Annotated in this window: 14 protein-coding genes; 5 read left to right on the top strand and 9 right to left on the bottom strand. The window is 40.7% G+C overall.

Annotation, left to right across the window (positions count from 1 at the left end; all coding sequences use genetic code 11):
* Positions 1-41: 41 nt before the first annotated feature.
* Positions 42-1,061, bottom strand: a complete 1,020-nt coding sequence (locus CSV68_RS09040) for a YheC/YheD family endospore coat-associated protein (RefSeq protein ID WP_099661970.1) — start codon at positions 1,059-1,061, stop codon at positions 42-44.
* A 6-nt stretch (positions 1,062-1,067) separates the two neighbouring features.
* On the bottom strand, positions 1,068-2,291 hold the full coding sequence (locus CSV68_RS09035; protein ID WP_099661969.1) for an ATP-grasp domain-containing protein: 1,224 nt from the start codon (positions 2,289-2,291) through the stop codon (positions 1,068-1,070).
* A 313-nt stretch (positions 2,292-2,604) separates the two neighbouring features.
* Here CSV68_RS09035 and CSV68_RS09030 point away from each other — a divergent pair, with 313 nt between their 5' ends.
* The 3 genes from CSV68_RS09030 (at position 2,605) to CSV68_RS09020 (ending at position 6,295) form a co-directional block, all read left to right on the top strand.
* The gene (locus tag CSV68_RS09030) at positions 2,605-4,005 is read left to right on the top strand and encodes an FAD-binding oxidoreductase (protein ID WP_099661968.1); all 1,401 of its coding nucleotides are present in this window, start codon (positions 2,605-2,607) and stop codon (positions 4,003-4,005) included.
* Positions 4,002-4,976 carry a bile acid:sodium symporter family protein gene (locus tag CSV68_RS09025; RefSeq protein WP_099661967.1) on the top strand — a complete coding sequence of 325 codons (975 nt, stop codon included), beginning with the start codon at positions 4,002-4,004 and terminating at the stop codon, positions 4,974-4,976. The genes CSV68_RS09030 and CSV68_RS09025 overlap by 4 nt, the downstream gene beginning before the upstream one ends.
* A 182-nt stretch (positions 4,977-5,158) precedes the next feature.
* Entirely contained in the window at positions 5,159-6,295 is a 1,137-nt protein-coding gene (locus tag CSV68_RS09020) for a CapA family protein (RefSeq protein WP_099661966.1), read from the top strand.
* A gap of 72 nt (positions 6,296-6,367) precedes the next feature.
* On the opposite strand, the gene CSV68_RS09015 is transcribed toward CSV68_RS09020, so the two are convergent.
* Positions 6,368-6,940: an SCO family protein gene (locus CSV68_RS09015; RefSeq protein ID WP_099634550.1), complete on the bottom strand. Its 573-nt coding sequence runs from the start codon at positions 6,938-6,940 to the stop codon at positions 6,368-6,370.
* A 359-nt stretch (positions 6,941-7,299) separates the two neighbouring features.
* On the opposite strand from CSV68_RS09015, the gene CSV68_RS09010 reads away from it, so the two are divergent.
* Together CSV68_RS09010 and CSV68_RS09005 are read left to right on the top strand one after the other, a co-directional pair.
* Positions 7,300-8,103: a gluconate 2-dehydrogenase subunit 3 family protein gene (locus CSV68_RS09010; RefSeq protein ID WP_099634551.1), complete on the top strand. Its 804-nt coding sequence runs from the start codon at positions 7,300-7,302 to the stop codon at positions 8,101-8,103.
* A 26-nt stretch (positions 8,104-8,129) separates the two neighbouring features.
* Positions 8,130-8,561 (top strand): GMC oxidoreductase, encoded by a 432-nt coding sequence (locus CSV68_RS09005; RefSeq protein WP_099661965.1) that lies wholly within the window; start codon positions 8,130-8,132, stop codon positions 8,559-8,561.
* Positions 8,562-8,650: 89 nt separating this feature from the next.
* On the opposite strand, the gene CSV68_RS09000 is transcribed toward CSV68_RS09005, so the two are convergent.
* The 6 genes from CSV68_RS09000 to CSV68_RS08975 form a co-directional block, all read right to left on the bottom strand.
* Complete coding sequence (locus CSV68_RS09000; RefSeq protein ID WP_099634553.1) at positions 8,651-9,130, bottom strand: OsmC family protein; 480 nt, start codon at positions 9,128-9,130, stop codon at positions 8,651-8,653.
* 568 nt (positions 9,131-9,698) lie between these two features.
* Positions 9,699-10,091, bottom strand: coding sequence for a hypothetical protein (locus tag CSV68_RS08995; RefSeq protein WP_099661964.1), 393 nt, complete (start codon positions 10,089-10,091; stop codon positions 9,699-9,701).
* A gap of 384 nt (positions 10,092-10,475) precedes the next feature.
* Positions 10,476-11,552 carry a S26 family signal peptidase gene (locus tag CSV68_RS08990; protein WP_099661963.1) on the bottom strand — a complete coding sequence of 359 codons (1,077 nt, stop codon included), beginning with the start codon at positions 11,550-11,552 and terminating at the stop codon, positions 10,476-10,478.
* Complete coding sequence (locus tag CSV68_RS08985; protein WP_099634556.1) at positions 11,545-12,045, bottom strand: sigma-70 family RNA polymerase sigma factor; 501 nt, start codon at positions 12,043-12,045, stop codon at positions 11,545-11,547. The genes CSV68_RS08990 and CSV68_RS08985 overlap by 8 nt, the downstream gene beginning before the upstream one ends.
* Positions 12,046-12,064: 19 nt before the next feature.
* Positions 12,065-13,354: a polysaccharide deacetylase family protein gene (locus CSV68_RS08980; protein WP_099661962.1), complete on the bottom strand. Its 1,290-nt coding sequence runs from the start codon at positions 13,352-13,354 to the stop codon at positions 12,065-12,067.
* 198 nt (positions 13,355-13,552) lie between these two features.
* Positions 13,553-15,148, bottom strand: a complete 1,596-nt coding sequence (locus CSV68_RS08975; protein WP_099661961.1) for a long-chain-fatty-acid--CoA ligase — start codon at positions 15,146-15,148, stop codon at positions 13,553-13,555.
* Positions 15,149-15,262: the final 114 nt, after the last annotated feature.

Raw genomic sequence — 15,262 nt, 5'->3', positions numbered from 1 at the left:
TAGGTGCGGTCAAGCATTCATTGGTAGTTATTGGAAAAACATTAGTTCGTTTTATTCTGATTGGCAATATACACTGCATAAGGAATATGATTCTTTGCTATATCAAATACAAACTCCTCATTTCCTGGTCTCCAATTCACTTCGAATATCCAGAGCTTATTATTTTCATCGACACCAATATCAATACCGAGTTCATCAAATTTCACGTCGAAAGTACTTTCGAATTCATTAGTGAAACGTTCAGCAAACTTCTCTAAAGTCTGTCTCATATTCTTCCGTTCATCACCAAATTCTCTTTCTAAAAACGATCGAAACATTCCCATACTGCCACCACGCGAAAGATTACTAGTCACTCGATCCATCGTTCCTATCCGCGGGAAAATAATCGAAACTACCCATTTCCCCTCCCCGTCTTTCTGCACATGCAGTCTAAAATCATATGGATTTCCGTCTTTTGTACGGCAAGATATATACGGCTGGACCAAATAGTCTTGCCCATTGATTAAATCTTGAAGATCGGAAATAAGTTGTTTTCGATTTGTGGTTGTCTTCTCTGTATCGACTATCTTATGGAAATGCTCGCCATCTTGCTCAATGAACCAAATCCCCTTACCCTGACTTCCGGATACTGGTTTAATAATTACTTTTGTATATTTTGTCATAGCCTGTAACACATCTTCAGGTTGATCGACCCGTATCGATGGAATCAAATAATCCTCAAATTCCGGTATTTTACTGATCCTTTTATAAACACTCATTTTATTGCCAACCGAGTGTGATGTGAAAGGTATCATCTTACTTAATCTATTGTAGACGTCGATTTCCTCGTCAGTTTTCATCCCATATGCATTATAGATGACGTCCGGAAATAACAAGTCTTTTTGAATCCACTCGCCACGTTCATATACATAGCCTGAAATAGTGTTCGTCGTAAAATCAACATCATGTGGTGAAAAATAGTAAAAATTCACTCCTTCCATTTTAGCAACTGCCGCCCAGGCAAAAGCTTTCTTTACTTTGCTCGGGTGTTTCTTTGAATGCAACATCCCCACTGTTATCATCTGCGCTCACTCCTCATTCGTTTCTATATAGAACTTGATATTCTTCGCTGCATGCAAGGCGTTTCGTTTCGCACTTGATGCTGTATCACCGGTAGCGATGACATAACCATATCGATTCCCCATTGAATTGGGTGGTGTCATGAATGCACCTTTACGTGGCTTCACATAGACTTCACGCACACCTTCATACTTCATTGCATTGTTTTTTCCCGTCACTTTCAATAATGTACCGTAAGCATTCACGGTAATATAATGCGTATAAATATGATTTTCGTGCCTTTTCTTTAAATTCATTTCTTCACCGATAAATAGTTTCAATGTCTCTTCCATCAAATTGATTCCATATGCCTCTTCTATCATACGATTCATGGCTCCGCCTGAAATTCTTGGGTTCAATTCAATCAACTTCCAGGTATCCCTGACATATCGTAGTTCTAGGTGGCAGGCTACATTTTTCGCTCCGAGATCTTTGCAAATGGATTCCACTGTTTTGAAAAGCTTGTCATATAAGCTTTTCTCTAGTGTTAGTTGAAAATCATAACCGGTAATGATGAACTTCAAGTCTTTTTGGATATCTTGTTTAATCACCGCAACTAAATGTAGCTCCCCATCAACCACCACAAGTTCAACCAAATACTGTGGTCCATCCAAATACTCTTCAACAACAACCTGCTGGGTAGGATGGGCTTTCAACATACCCTTCATGACACGCATCATTTCGTTTCGATCTTCTACGAGATACACATCTCTTGACGCCTTTGAAAGCGGCGACTTGATAATGAGAGGAAATATCTCTTGTTTGCTGATGAACTGCTTCAAATTTTCCGATGTCTCATAAATCATAAACTTAGGTGTCGCTTCGTTTTTAGCTAATGCTGTTCTAGTTAACACTTTATCCTCCATTTTCAGATAGGCATCAGCGGATATTTTCGAATGACAAAATTCATTCGCTAGATGGGCGGTCATCGATACAAAGGGGTCTACGAAACTGAAGATACCTTTCAGCTTCATTCCCGACTTCTGTAATTCATGAATCTGTTGTCGAATCATCCCTTCCGTTATGCTATCAACATGAATCATTTGCGTAACTTCAGGGAATTCCTCTCTTTGATCGAGATACTTCATATTCTCGGTTACCAACACCGTGGCATAGCCTATCCTTTCTGCAGCCTTTATGGCCTCTCTGCTCGAACCACTTTTCGTGGTTTCCACAAACAAAATAGTATCCATTTCACACTCTCCTTAGCCAAAGACTGTTAATCATTTGTATGTGTTAATAAAAATACAAACAAAACAGTCACTTATTTTAGCGTTCTTTTATTCATATGAAAGCTTACAGCTAGTCAGATAGGCCTTCGAACATGCATGGTTATAGTTTTTATGCCCGTGAAACATTGAATAAAAAAAGAATAATAAGTAAACTATCATTGAATTGTTCAGATTAGTAAGTATAATAGTATAATGTCCGTTAGAATAATTACAAAATTCTAACCAGTGGAAATACTTCCAGCGAAACGAATTCATCATTAAGGGGAGATCAACTATGACAGCGACTACTGAAAAAATCGTCCAGTCCTTACAAGAAGTTTTAACCGAAGAACAAGTAACTATTAATGAAACCGTGCGAGAACTACACGGCAAGGATGAGTCCTACCATACAATGAAATTACCAGATATCGTCGTCTTCCCTTCTTGCACGGAAGATGTAAGCAAGATCATGCGCGTATCGAATGAACTAAGCGTGGCGGTCATTCCATTCGGACTCGGCTCGAGCTTAGAAGGTAGTGTCATTCCGGATAATGGTGGAATCACCATCGACTTTTCAAACATGAACGCTATTCTAGACGTACGTGCAGAAGATTTCCTGGTAACTGTACAACCAGGTGTCACGCGTACTCAATTAAATAAAGAATTGAAGAAGCATGGATTGTTCTTCTCTGTTGACCCAGGCGCAGACGCGACACTTGGCGGCATGGCAGCTACAAATGCTAGCGGTACAACTTCCGTCAAGTACGGCGTGATGCGCGACCAGGTACGTGACCTTGAAGTAGTCACGGCTGACGGAACAGTCATACATACAGGAAATAAAGCGGCAAAATCTGCCTCTGGTCTTCATTTGAACGGATTATTCGTCGGTTCAGAAGGCACACTCGGTTGCTTCACCGAGCTAACGTTACGCGTCTATGGTATTCCTGAATTTATAACAGCAGCCCGTGCATCTTTCCCTTCCGTGAAGGATGCGGTAGAAGCCGTTGTTTCCATCTTGCAAGCAGGCGTTCCCATCGCGCGTGTAGAATTAGTCGATGAATCCTCGATGCGTCAAGTAAATATTTTCAGCGAAACGAATTATCAAGAACAACCGACACTATTCCTTGAGTTCCACGGCAACGAAGCTGGACTTCAACAAGACGTCGAGTTCACGAAAGAAATCGTGGCGGATCACCACTGCGAACATATTGAATTTGAAACAGACCATGCGGAAAGAAATCGATTGTGGGAAGCACGTCATAACCTGGCATACGCTTATATCCACGGGAATCCTGGAAAAAAGTTAATGGTCACAGACGTCTGCCTACCCATTTCAGAACTAGCTGGGGCGGTAAATTATGCACGCGAAATAGTTGAGTCGCTTGAAATGCCTGGAGGAATTATCGGCCATGTAGGCGATGGAAACTTCCACGTGTTGCTGATGATGGATATGAATGATCCGGCAGAACTAGACAAAGCCGACGAATTAAACGAAAAGATTGTTCGTTACGCACTTGAACGTGGTGGAACTTGCACAGGAGAGCATGGCGTCGGAATAGGCAAACAGAAATATCAGCAACAAGAACATGGTCCTGCATTGCTTGTCATGCAGAAGATTAAACGGGCTCTTGATCCGAATCACCTACTGAATCCGAACAAAATATTTCACCTAGACTCTGAGGTGACGAAACGATGAAAGCACTCGAAGCAATCGGTTCTATCGCAGGAAAGTACTTTGCCTTTTGGGTAATCATCGTCGCTGTGATGGCGTTCATGTTCCCGACTCCGTTCCTCGGACTCGGTGCATACATCACGATTTTACTCGGCGTGGTCATGTTTGGAATGGGCTTGACGTTACGTGCAGTGGACTTCAAAATCATTCTGACAAACCCGTTACCCGTAATCATTGGAGTAGCCGCACAATTTGTTGTGATGCCATTGGTTGCTTTCGGTTTAGCCTATTTATTGAAGCTGCCCCCTGAACTAGCAGCCGGTCTTGTATTACTTGGATCTGTTCCAGGCGGTACCGCTTCAAACGTTATGGTCTATCTGGCAAAAGGGAACCTTGCATTATCTGTGGCCATGACGTCCCTTTCCACATTATTGGCACCACTTGTCACACCACTATTATTATTATTGTTAGCAGGTCAATGGCTTCCGGTAGATGCGTTGTCGATGTTTAAGTCGATCGTACAAGTGATTATTATTCCAATCGTTCTAGGGCTACTCATCCAACGATTCTTCCCCGGGGCGGTGGCGAAAAGCGTATCCGTCGTACCGATCATTTCGGTTGTCGCGATTCTCATCATTGTGGCTGCGGTTACTTCCGCAAATGCTGGTAACGTCGCAAGCTCAGGTTTAATCGTATTTATCGCTGTGTTCTTGCATAACGGTATCGGATTACTTCTCGGGTACTTGATTGCACTTGGACTCGGATTGAACGAAAACGACAGACGGGCCATTTCACTCGAAGTTGGTATGCAAAACTCGGGTCTTGGTGTAGCGCTTGCTACTGCTCACTTCGGTCCACTTGCTGCACTTCCAAGCGTATGGGGCGCGATCTGGCATAATATTTCTGGCCCTATTCTTGCGACGATCTGGTCGAAGAAGCCGACTAAAAATGTCGAAGAACAAAAAGCCTTGATTCAAACAAAAGTAAATGTATGATAATAATAAAAACGTCAGACTTCGATATTCTTGTCGAAGTTTGGCGTTTTCTATATAAAAAAGATGAAGAAAATATTTTATTACTATATTTTACATATTTAATTGTTTACCATTCTACTAGTGTGCTATCGTTAGTTTTAGAGACTTACTAGAATAGTACTTGTAGATATGGAGAGATTTTTGTGAAGAGGAAATGGCTTGTTACATCTTTAATCTTTGTTTGGATTATTGGTGGCGTAATTTTATGGAACGATTGGAACGACAGAGAGCACGCATTATCTGCTAAAGCAGAAAGAAAAGACCCACCAATTGCTACAAAGGATTCATCTGAAAAATTGACTGAAGTAGAACCAGATCAAAAGTTGGAAGAAACAATTATCCATACGGCTACAATCGGTATGGTTGGCGATGTATTATTACATAATCCTATTTACACGTATCCTAACTTTGATTTTGCATTCGAAGCAGTAAAGGAGAAAATGGAAAGTATTGATTTTCTCATGGCAAACCAAGAATCTATGCCCGGCGGTGTGGAACTTGGATTATCTACTTATCCAAAGTTCAACAGTCCAAAACATATCCTACCCGCTTTACAAAATGTTGGCGTAGACATGGTTACATTCGCCAATAATCATACATTTGATAAAGGGGAAAATGGTGTTCGCAAAGCAATTGAACATGCGCAAGAATACGGCATGCAGTATGTAGGCGCTTATGAATCTTTTAAAGACCGCAAAACACAACGGATTGTTGAAGTTAACGGTATCAAAATTGGAGTACTTGCCTATACGTACGGCACAAATGTAGAGCTCGATTTACATGACAAAGAGTACTTGGTTAACTATATCGATCGTGAACGGATGGAAAATGAAATCCAACAAATGAAACCTATGGTAGATGTGACGATCGTCTCTTTGCACTGGGGTCCTGAGTATCACTTGGAGACTTCCGAAGATCAAGCAGAACTGGCGCAATTCGTTTCGGATGCAGGCGCCGATGTACTGTTCGGCCATCACCCACACGTCTTACAACGCTATGGCGAAGTGGGCAATACCAAAGTATTCTTCTCACTTGGTAATTTCTATTCTGCCCAACCGTTCGACTATACGAACTTCGGTGGAATTGCAAGACTTTCTGTAACGAAAGAACAAACAGGTGATCAAAAGACTGTAACAATCGAAGATCCACGCTTCTTACCAACTGGCGTCATTAAAGATCAAGAGAAGCGATTTAAAGTCGTCCCTCTTCATAAAGCCAATTCAACCATTCATTACAATGAAGAATGGGTGGAAAACCATGTCGGTGTACCGAAATGGTAAACAAATAAAATAAAAACGCCTGTCTAATCAATCGATTAGACAGGCGTTTATGTTTTATTGAATAGTATCTCATTATTTACCTAATACTGTCTTGACATCCTCTATCAACAATTTATTTTCAGTCTCTGTTAAACCATCGTATCTTTTGACAATTACACCTTCTGGATTAACTAAATAAAAATAATAGCTATGCGCACGTTGATCTAAAGCGCCACTTTCTAATATAGAAAGGAATGTGTTTCTCGATATTTCTTGAATCGTTTTAAAATCATAGCCTGTCAAAAAACTCATCGTACTGAGATCCGCTCCAAAATCTGCAGCGTAGTTCTTTAATACATCTGGTGTATCATTTTCAGGATCTATACCGAAAGAGACAATACGGGGTGTCAAGCCGTCTTCTTTTAATCTTTCTTGAACACCGACCATATTTGCGGTCGTTCTTGGGCATACTGTGATGCAGTTCGTATAAGAGAAATAAGCAATCCACCACTCGCCCTTTAAATCTTTCAAGCCAAGTGGTTCGTTATCCTGTGTAGTAAATTCAAAGTCTGGGACAGTTTCAGACATATTCGTTTCGATTTTCTTATTGCAGCCGCTTAACATAAGTATCATTGTAAATAAAATAACAGCTATTTTTACTTTCATTAAGATCCTCCCTTTTTTAGTATGTCGCAATAAATAAAGTGGTTTGTCCATACATAACTTCTGTTTATTATTGCTCATTTTCCATTAATTTATCTGATGCTTTAAATGATTGTATCATTTTTAGTGCAACTTATCGTACTTGATCTATTTTATTGATTCAAATATATAACGACACTTATCACAGTCTACTACTTTCCCACTTACTATATCAAAAAAACTCAATATAAATATGACAATTGAATATATTATTGTCTAAATATGATAAATGCGGGTAAGATAAATAGTACACTTTATGCAATACTCCCAATATTCAGTTCGTGAAATAATACTTACGTTTTTATCTATAAGGAGGGATTATGATGGCAGATCAACAACCGCCCAAAGACGTAAATGGAAAACCGCAACACGAGCAAGACATAGGCCGGAGAAACTTCCTGAAAAACACGGGACTCGTAGCTGGCGGACTCGTCGGTGGATCTCTTTTCGGAGGTCTGATTTCAGGTGGTTTGGATAAGAAAAATGACAAGACAGCTGAAAACACTAGCTCTAAAGGTATTGAAGTAACGCAAGCACGTCAATTCTTCACACGTCATCAAGATTTCAAAGTGTTAAATGCAGCAACTGAACAGATTTTTCCTGAAGACGAACTCGGTCCAGGCGCTATTAAATTAGGTGTACCCTATTATATTGACAAACAATTAGCAGGACGTTGGGGTGTCAATGCATACGATTATCGACAAGCTCCATACGCAATCGATTTGAAAGCTGTCGATCAAACCGCTGGACCTGGTGGAGAACAATCCATTTTGGATCGCGGCATGATCTTCCTGCTTGGGTTACGTAAAATGGATGAAGAAAGTCAAAAACGTTTCGAAGTCACTTTTGATAAAGCAACTGAGGAACAACAAATGGAAATCATGACCGACGTCGAGGCAAACAAAGTGCAGATGAGAGGTGTAAAAGCTTCTGAGTTTTTCATTTTGTTAAAACAAGCCACATTAGAAGGTGCTTATTGTGATCCGTTGTATGGTGGCAATATCAATATGGAAGGCTGGAAAATGAAAGAGTTTCCGGGCGCAGTGGCTTCCTACGCAAATTATATTGAATCTGATGAATTTACCAAACTGGATCCCGTCAGTCTAAGAGATTACCAAGGGCATTAAAATAGAAACACTAAGGAGGACATGCAATGGTAAAAAAACTTGAAAAAGTAGATGCGGTCATCGTAGGTTCCGGCTGGGTCGGTGGAATCGCGGCGGCTGAACTAACAAAAGCAGGAGTCGCACGGTGTGAAGAGATCATGAAAGAAATGGGTGCAGACCAAATGAACGTCGATGTAGTAAAAGATGATACTGTATTCGACCATAAATTCTTTACGGATCACTTCTTTGGTGGTGCGATCATGGGAGCTTCTCCTGAAAACTCCGCAGTTAACACCTATTCACAGATGTGGGATATGGAAAACCTATTTGTCGTAGGCGGATCTTCATTCCCGCATACTGGTAACTACAACCCAACCGTTACGATTGGCGCATTCGCTTATCGTGCAGCTGAAGGAATGATCAAATTCTTAAAAGAAGGTGGCAATATCGCAGTTACACCACTTGAAAAGAACGCTTGATTTTAAGTAAATAAATACGCCACCACCTTATCTGAATGAACAAGGTGATGGCGTATTTATTTGTATGAACACATTATAGCTCTATGAAATCACTTAATATGCAATGTAACTTCTTCTTTCAAACTAGAAAGAATGGGTGAACGTTCAACCGCAATAGCTGCGATTTCAGCCAGTTGCCCTTTATTCGTAGTGGACTCGGCAGATAACACGATCATCGGCTTCATAATCCCGCTATTGCCACTTTGAATTCCTAAAAACGGTGCTTTATCGCATACTCCACTGAAAACGATTTCCGCTCTGTCTACAGTCACTCCTTGATTATACGCTTCTAAGTGGAATGTAACCCCGAAACTAGTAGTGGCCGCAGCGATCAATAATTCAATCGGCATCACTTGTTTTTCTCCTGGCTTCGCAATCCCTTCCAAATCAATCTCCTGCAAGTCTTTCGTTTCGAGCGACATCATTTCCCCCACTACATAATGACATGTCCCTTGCCATTCACTAATTGCGAGTGATGGATCTTGCTCTATTAATTTTTTCATTATATTCATAATTTTTGTTGTGCTCATTTTTTAAAGCCTCCAGATCATTCTTATGGTGTCTATTATACATGTATAACATTGATTTGCTAATAAGGTGCGCATTACGCTTTACGGCATCTTTATTTATAGGGTAGCAAATTTCTATTACTAACAAGAAGTATAGAACCTAAACTTATGACATTTTGATCGTTACTACATATCCTATAGTTGAAATGTTTTTGCCCATCAAGCCTGCAGCATATCTCGGTTGGCAAACTAATAAACAATATGTCATCGCTGACTCCCCCTTCGCACACTATATAGAGTCAGATAGAAAAAAGGATACAGAGTGTGGAAATGTTTTTTCCACACGCACTAAATCTTTTTTGTAGTTTGCTTAAGTTCTTAGGTTATTGCTAGTAGCAAAACTCTCCCATGGAGTGGAACAAAACGCTCGATTGAAGGGACTAATTTAACCTTCTCGTCGTACCTCCATGAATAGTCACTCGTCAATTTTCGATAATTAATAACTTTATCAAAAAAACAGCAGACAACTTTTACTAAAAGTATATCTGCCATTTAAATTTTTCTTTATTTTTTTATAACTTTTTACATCTTATTTCTCAAACATACTCTCAATCAATTCTTCCATATCTTCCGCAGCATGCATTTCTTTCGACTGAAGGGCATCGAGCTCGCCGTTTTCCATAGTCTCTACGCTGAACTTCTCCGTCTTCTCTTCTACACAGTTGACGAATATAGTATACGCTTCTTTTAGTTCATTGCCTTCCGTTTCAAACGCGTTCGGAACTTCCAATGCATTCATGTCGGCTAAGATCTGCTTGAACTCTTCTACTTTTACTACCCATTGTTCTTTCATCCCTGGAATATCGAGCTCTTGTTTTGAAATGAATTCTTCAGAAACACCTTCGTATTCTTCTGAGGCTATGATCAAGCGTTCATGTAATCCAATGATTTTCTGTAAGTAATCTTTTCTGCTGAGTGCCATAGTATCATCTCCTATTGTGAGTATACACGTTTAGTATTTCATCATGTAACTCTCAATGCAAGCAAGAGCATGCGGACAACATCCCTTACTTATTGTAGATGGACTTCGTTTCTATCTCGTTCCATATAAATCTTTATGTATACACACCAGACCGGCTCTATATAGCGAGCGGTTGGTTGACGGCTTATGCAAAACAGGTGCCGGCCTGGTGCTTTTTCTATTTCTTACTTCGTTAATGCTTCCCATTGTTCTTGCTTATGTTACAACTAATGAAAACCAGGCTGGCTCAATAAGCGAGCGGTTGGTTGACGGCTAGTGCTGAACAGGTGCCAACCTGGTTTGCGTGATCGTTCGGGCATCACCTCCTTTACAGCGTATACGCCTTTATTTTTCCACTATCCATTGCCCGGAGCTTGTATCCCTTCCCATAGTGAACACTTGCTCCACGACACCTTCTCGACCATATTGATAACGTATTTCTACTTTGTCATTGGCAATCGGAATAGCTTTACGATACGATGCTTCAAGGAATAACTCTCCTATTCGGCTTGATTGTGCGAACACCGCAGATTCAGGTAGTTTATTCAAACCAGTTAGCTGATCGTATAAATATAAATCAAAGTACTGCTCGGGCGTATAGTCGCTCTTAAGTTGATCTGTTAGATAATCTATATAGATAGATTCCGTTTTTTCTTCGGTTGCTACACCAATCAGTTTGCCATAAATCTTGTGTATAGGCGTGATCGTCGCTCCTTGCACTGTGTCTTTAGCTGGGAAATGGTTCAATAATAAGTATTCCCGAGCGTTCAACAGCTGATCATAGCCACCAGCAATCGTTACATGTTGTTCCTTATACCGATCCATCAGTTCGGATGATAACTCGTTCCCATTGACTTTCAACTTGCCGTTTTGCAAGACAACACGATCTCCAGGAACGGCGACGACTTCATAATAGACACCTGTATACGTCGGTAAGTGGCTATTCGTATTCGTAAATGTCCGTACTACGTCCCCCGGATCATAAACTGAGGCATCGTACAGGTCTGCTTTACGTTCTATAACTGGATGATACGTATCCGGACTCCACTGAAGTGAAAACGATTCGTCATCGACATATAATAGACCGTCTACTTTTCTCACGACGGGTAATGAAGAAAATTCTTCGTAATCAATAGCGGATAGTTGATCTTTCTTTTGCAACGCAGAAATCAAAGCCATATCGTCAAGTGGATCATAGGGCGTTCCTGGACCTTGATCAGCAGACAGTTGACTATCTGAAACAAAGTTAAATACTAATAACAAAGCGACTACCGGTAGTGCCGCCGTAACTAGCAGCGCTTGCCAAGAAAACTGCCTCCTTTGCGAAGGTTGAAGGTTTTCATGTACCCGCTGTTTGATTCGTCGCTCCTGTTCCGTTGTATCTCCCATCATTTGGTCCAGTTTTCGTTTAAAATCATTCATAGGTTTCTACCTCCTCTTCCGCAAAAAATCCCTTAAGTTGCAACTTCGCTCTTCGTAATCGAGTCTTGATCGTATTTTCATTAAGCTCAAGAAATTCTGCGATCTCGGCAATCGATTGCTCGTCATAATAATATAAAAGTAATGGCTCGCGGTATTTCAATGGCAGCTGAAATAAATGCTTTTCGAGTGAAGCTAGCTGCTCTTGCTCGAGTAATTGTTGCTCCGAGCTTTTAGTAGATACAAAAATCGACTCGAACACCACATCTTTCTTATGTTTCCAGGAGCGCAAATAATCTTTTGCACGATTAGCGGTCATTTTCGTTAAGTACGTTTTAATTGAAGCTTCATTACGGAACTGGTCACTTTTCTGGAAATACGTAACGAAGACTTCTTGCACGACATCTTCCGCGGTCGACCAGTTTTTCACGTATAAATAAGCGATACGCACTAAATAATGCGAATGTTCATTCATTATTTGATCCATTTCATTCATTTGGGTTAGTCACTCTCTTCTATGGCCATATCATGTCTCCGTCAACATACGTTGCAAAATCCTTGAATGACCTTTTTTCTGTCATGCCAAAGCGGTTCACTTCATAATTGGACTGATCCATATTGGCATATCCTTCGACTGTTGTATAGCCGATCAGTAACCCTACTTCTTTAGCCGCCGCAATGAACTCTTCATTATATTGTCCATACGGGTATGCGATAGAAACGGCTGAAGGTACGTGTTGTAAGTTGGTCTGCAAGTCTTCAATAATTTCTTCTTCTGTATGTTCAAATACTAAGCCAGCTCCACTTTCTCTACCTAGTTCATGTAATGCACAAGTGTGGGCTTCGAACTGAAATACATCGTTCATTTCGTTTAAGTCTTCTACATTCAAATATTTCAGCAATCCTCCACCGTCAAATGCCGGACCACCTTTTTCTCTATCCATACGGGCAGAAATAATATGTTGTGGCGAAGTAAAGCCATATCGTTTCAAGACGGGATAGGCATATTCTTTGGATGACAATAAACCATCATCAAATGTAATAATTAACGCCTTCTCGGGTACAACAAGTCGGCCTTCTAAATAATCATACAACTGTTGTGAGGTCAATGTCGTAAATTGCTCATCAGCCAAATACGCCATCTGTTTCTCAAAGCTTTCGAGTGAAATGGTACTCATCTCCGTTTTCATCTGTTTACGAGGTAGCACTTGGTGATACAGCAGCACCGGTAATCCTTCATCCATTTTTACTGAAGGCTTGTGGATATAACCTGCTCGCTCACCTACTTTGATGAGATACCAGTCTTTTTCTTCCTGTATGACCGGGTAGCGATAGCCTTTTCTTAATTGAATGAGGACATCACTTTCAATATTCGAATCTGTATACACAGGCGTTGTTTGGGCGGTTTTTACAGAGCCCAGTCGTTCTGTATGTAATGGAGCTTTCAACACGTTCTTTTCTACTTTTGCCTGACCTTTACGAATGAAAGCTGGCATCTTGCCTACTCGAATTTCGTAATACTCCTCATCTTCTCCTATCAAGGCAACCGCTTGATTGGCTTGTAGTTCACCGATTCGGATAAGGTTCTTTTCCTTCATATAGATCGGTTGGTTATTTGTTAGCGTCAACACCTGATCAAATTCTTTTTCTGTAATAAACGGTTTGTTTTGTATAGTTTCTGCAAAAGCTGTAGCTGATTGCTCATGGAACAATGGTACTTCATTCAAATTCCACTTGGCTTCATTTCCCATTATAAATAACAGTAAGCTCGCAAGTAACAGAACACAGCTATATATTTTCTTCATGTGAATCCCCCTATTATCATTTGCGCACCCTACAGACGGAGGATTCCCGAAAAAGTTTCAAAAGTTTTTTAAAAAGTTTTTTTCACAATCTTTTTACTCTCTTAGAACTGGATGCAGCTGTTCCTGAATCCTTCTACTTCTTCATAATAAAAGGCACTCTTTCGCTCTTTATAGAACGAAAGAATGCCCATCATTTTATTAATTCACTTTACGACCCGTTTTCCCTACCTTTTCCCAGTAATCGTCCCGAATCTGCACTTTCAAGATTTTACCTGACGCTGTTTTGGGCAGCTCATCCACAAACGTCACGCCTGTTACTGCTTTAAAATGTGCGAGATTCGCTCTCGTGAAGTCTATAATATCTTGCTCGGTCGTTACTGAACCGCCACGCAATACGATATAGGCATGCGGCGTCTCTCCCCACTTCTCGTGAGGCACCGCAATGACCGCAGCGTCTAGAACAGCGGGATGGTCATAGAGCACACCTTCGATTTCAATAGACGAAATATTTTCACCGCCACTAATGACGATGTCTTTCTTGCGGTCAACGATATTGACGTAGCCATGCTCATCAATCGTCCCCATATCCCCTGTCATCATATAGCCGTCACGTAACACTTCATCAGTCGCCTCTTTGTTCTTCCAATAGCCTTTCATAACCCCATGACTACGGACTGTGATTTCACCTGTCTGCTGACCGTCCTTGGCTACTTCTTCACCATAATCGTCAACTAAACGGACATCTACACCGATCATCGAATAGCCTGCTTTTGCTTTTAACTGAAGCTGCTCTTCATCGGATAAATGTTGGACAGTCGAGCGAATCGTCGAGAACAAACTTAACGGAGAAGTTTCCGTCATGCCATAGACTTGAATGAATTCCCAACCGAGTTCTTTTTCCACACGTGAGATGAAGGATGGAGGCGGAGCAGAACCCGCAACAATCACGCGGATCTTATGCGTGAACGTTGGCTTATGCTCTTCACAATATTGGAAGAGCAAATTCAACACAGCCGGTGCCATATGCAATATCGTGACTTTATGCTGTTGAATCGCTTCGATAATAGTCTGCGGCGACGTTTTACGTAAGCAAACTTGAGAAGCTCCGTTCGCCGTATAATAAAATGGTGACCCCCAGCCGTTGACATGGAACATCGGCAACACATGAAGTAGCACATCATCATCGGTCACACGCAAATGATGCATCGCACTCATAGCATGCAAATAGTTATTGCGGTGCGTTAGCATAACCCCTTTCGGATTACCTGTTGTTCCACTCGTATAGAGTAAACTACACACGTCATCTTCTTGCACGTCCGCACGGTCAAATGAATCCGTAGAGAAAGATTCGAGCCAGACATTGTAATCTATTGCGTTTGAATCATCTTGATTATGATGAATAATAATTTTCTCTACCGTGTCGAGCGAGTGCTCAATCGGTTTGATGAGATGATATAAGTCCTGGTCAACAAATAACAACTTCGACTCACTATGATTTAAAATGAATACATAATCTTCTGGCTTCAGTCGTGTATTTAACGGTACCATGACGCCACCTACTTGATAGAGTCCATAAAAGCCTTCAAGCATTTCAATCGAGTTTCCACATAAATACGCTACGTGATTTCCTTTTTCAATACCCAAGTCACGTAAACCACGTGATAGCTGATTTACACGACCGTTTAACTGTGCGTATGTAAAAGTGCGTCCTTCTTCTCCAAAAATCGCTTCCTTACCCCCATACAGCGTAACGGCACGATCTAGGAATTGCGTCAAAACTAATGGAACATTCATCTGCATACCTCCTCATTCTGTTCTAACACAATTGTATAGTAAACGTTTCCATTTTACTATATTTTCTAATATTTTAAAACAATTATATAATAAAAGATCAGTAGAACTATCTTC

Origin of the sequence: Sporosarcina sp. P29 (genome assembly GCF_002743265.1) — a bacterium.
In the GTDB taxonomy this organism is placed as follows: domain Bacteria; phylum Bacillota; class Bacilli; order Bacillales_A; family Planococcaceae; genus Sporosarcina.
Note: the sequence above shows the minus strand (reverse complement) of the source record. Positions and strands in the feature narration are given on the sequence as shown.

What these genes read in the sequence shown, in the direction of transcription:
- CSV68_RS09000 (WP_099634553.1), bottom strand. Translation starts at nt 9,130, where the DNA reads ATGAGCACAACAAAAATTATGAATATAATGAAAAAATTAATAGAGCAA.
- CSV68_RS09040 (WP_099661970.1), bottom strand. Translation starts at nt 1,061, where the DNA reads ATGATAACAGTGGGGATGTTGCATTCAAAGAAACACCCGAGCAAAGTA.
- CSV68_RS08990 (WP_099661963.1), bottom strand. Translation starts at nt 11,552, where the DNA reads ATGAATGATTTTAAACGAAAACTGGACCAAATGATGGGAGATACAACG.
- CSV68_RS09015 (WP_099634550.1), bottom strand. Translation starts at nt 6,940, where the DNA reads ATGAAAGTAAAAATAGCTGTTATTTTATTTACAATGATACTTATGTTA.
- CSV68_RS09025 (WP_099661967.1), top strand. Translation starts at nt 4,002, where the DNA reads ATGAAAGCACTCGAAGCAATCGGTTCTATCGCAGGAAAGTACTTTGCC.
- CSV68_RS08975 (WP_099661961.1), bottom strand. Translation starts at nt 15,148, where the DNA reads ATGAATGTTCCATTAGTTTTGACGCAATTCCTAGATCGTGCCGTTACG.
- CSV68_RS08985 (WP_099634556.1), bottom strand. Translation starts at nt 12,045, where the DNA reads ATGAATGAAATGGATCAAATAATGAATGAACATTCGCATTATTTAGTG.
- CSV68_RS08995 (WP_099661964.1), bottom strand. Translation starts at nt 10,091, where the DNA reads ATGGCACTCAGCAGAAAAGATTACTTACAGAAAATCATTGGATTACAT.
- CSV68_RS09010 (WP_099634551.1), top strand. Translation starts at nt 7,300, where the DNA reads ATGGCAGATCAACAACCGCCCAAAGACGTAAATGGAAAACCGCAACAC.
- CSV68_RS09035 (WP_099661969.1), bottom strand. Translation starts at nt 2,291, where the DNA reads ATGGATACTATTTTGTTTGTGGAAACCACGAAAAGTGGTTCGAGCAGA.
- CSV68_RS08980 (WP_099661962.1), bottom strand. Translation starts at nt 13,354, where the DNA reads ATGAAGAAAATATATAGCTGTGTTCTGTTACTTGCGAGCTTACTGTTA.
- CSV68_RS09030 (WP_099661968.1), top strand. Translation starts at nt 2,605, where the DNA reads ATGACAGCGACTACTGAAAAAATCGTCCAGTCCTTACAAGAAGTTTTA.
- CSV68_RS09005 (WP_099661965.1), top strand. Translation starts at nt 8,130, where the DNA reads ATGGTAAAAAAACTTGAAAAAGTAGATGCGGTCATCGTAGGTTCCGGC.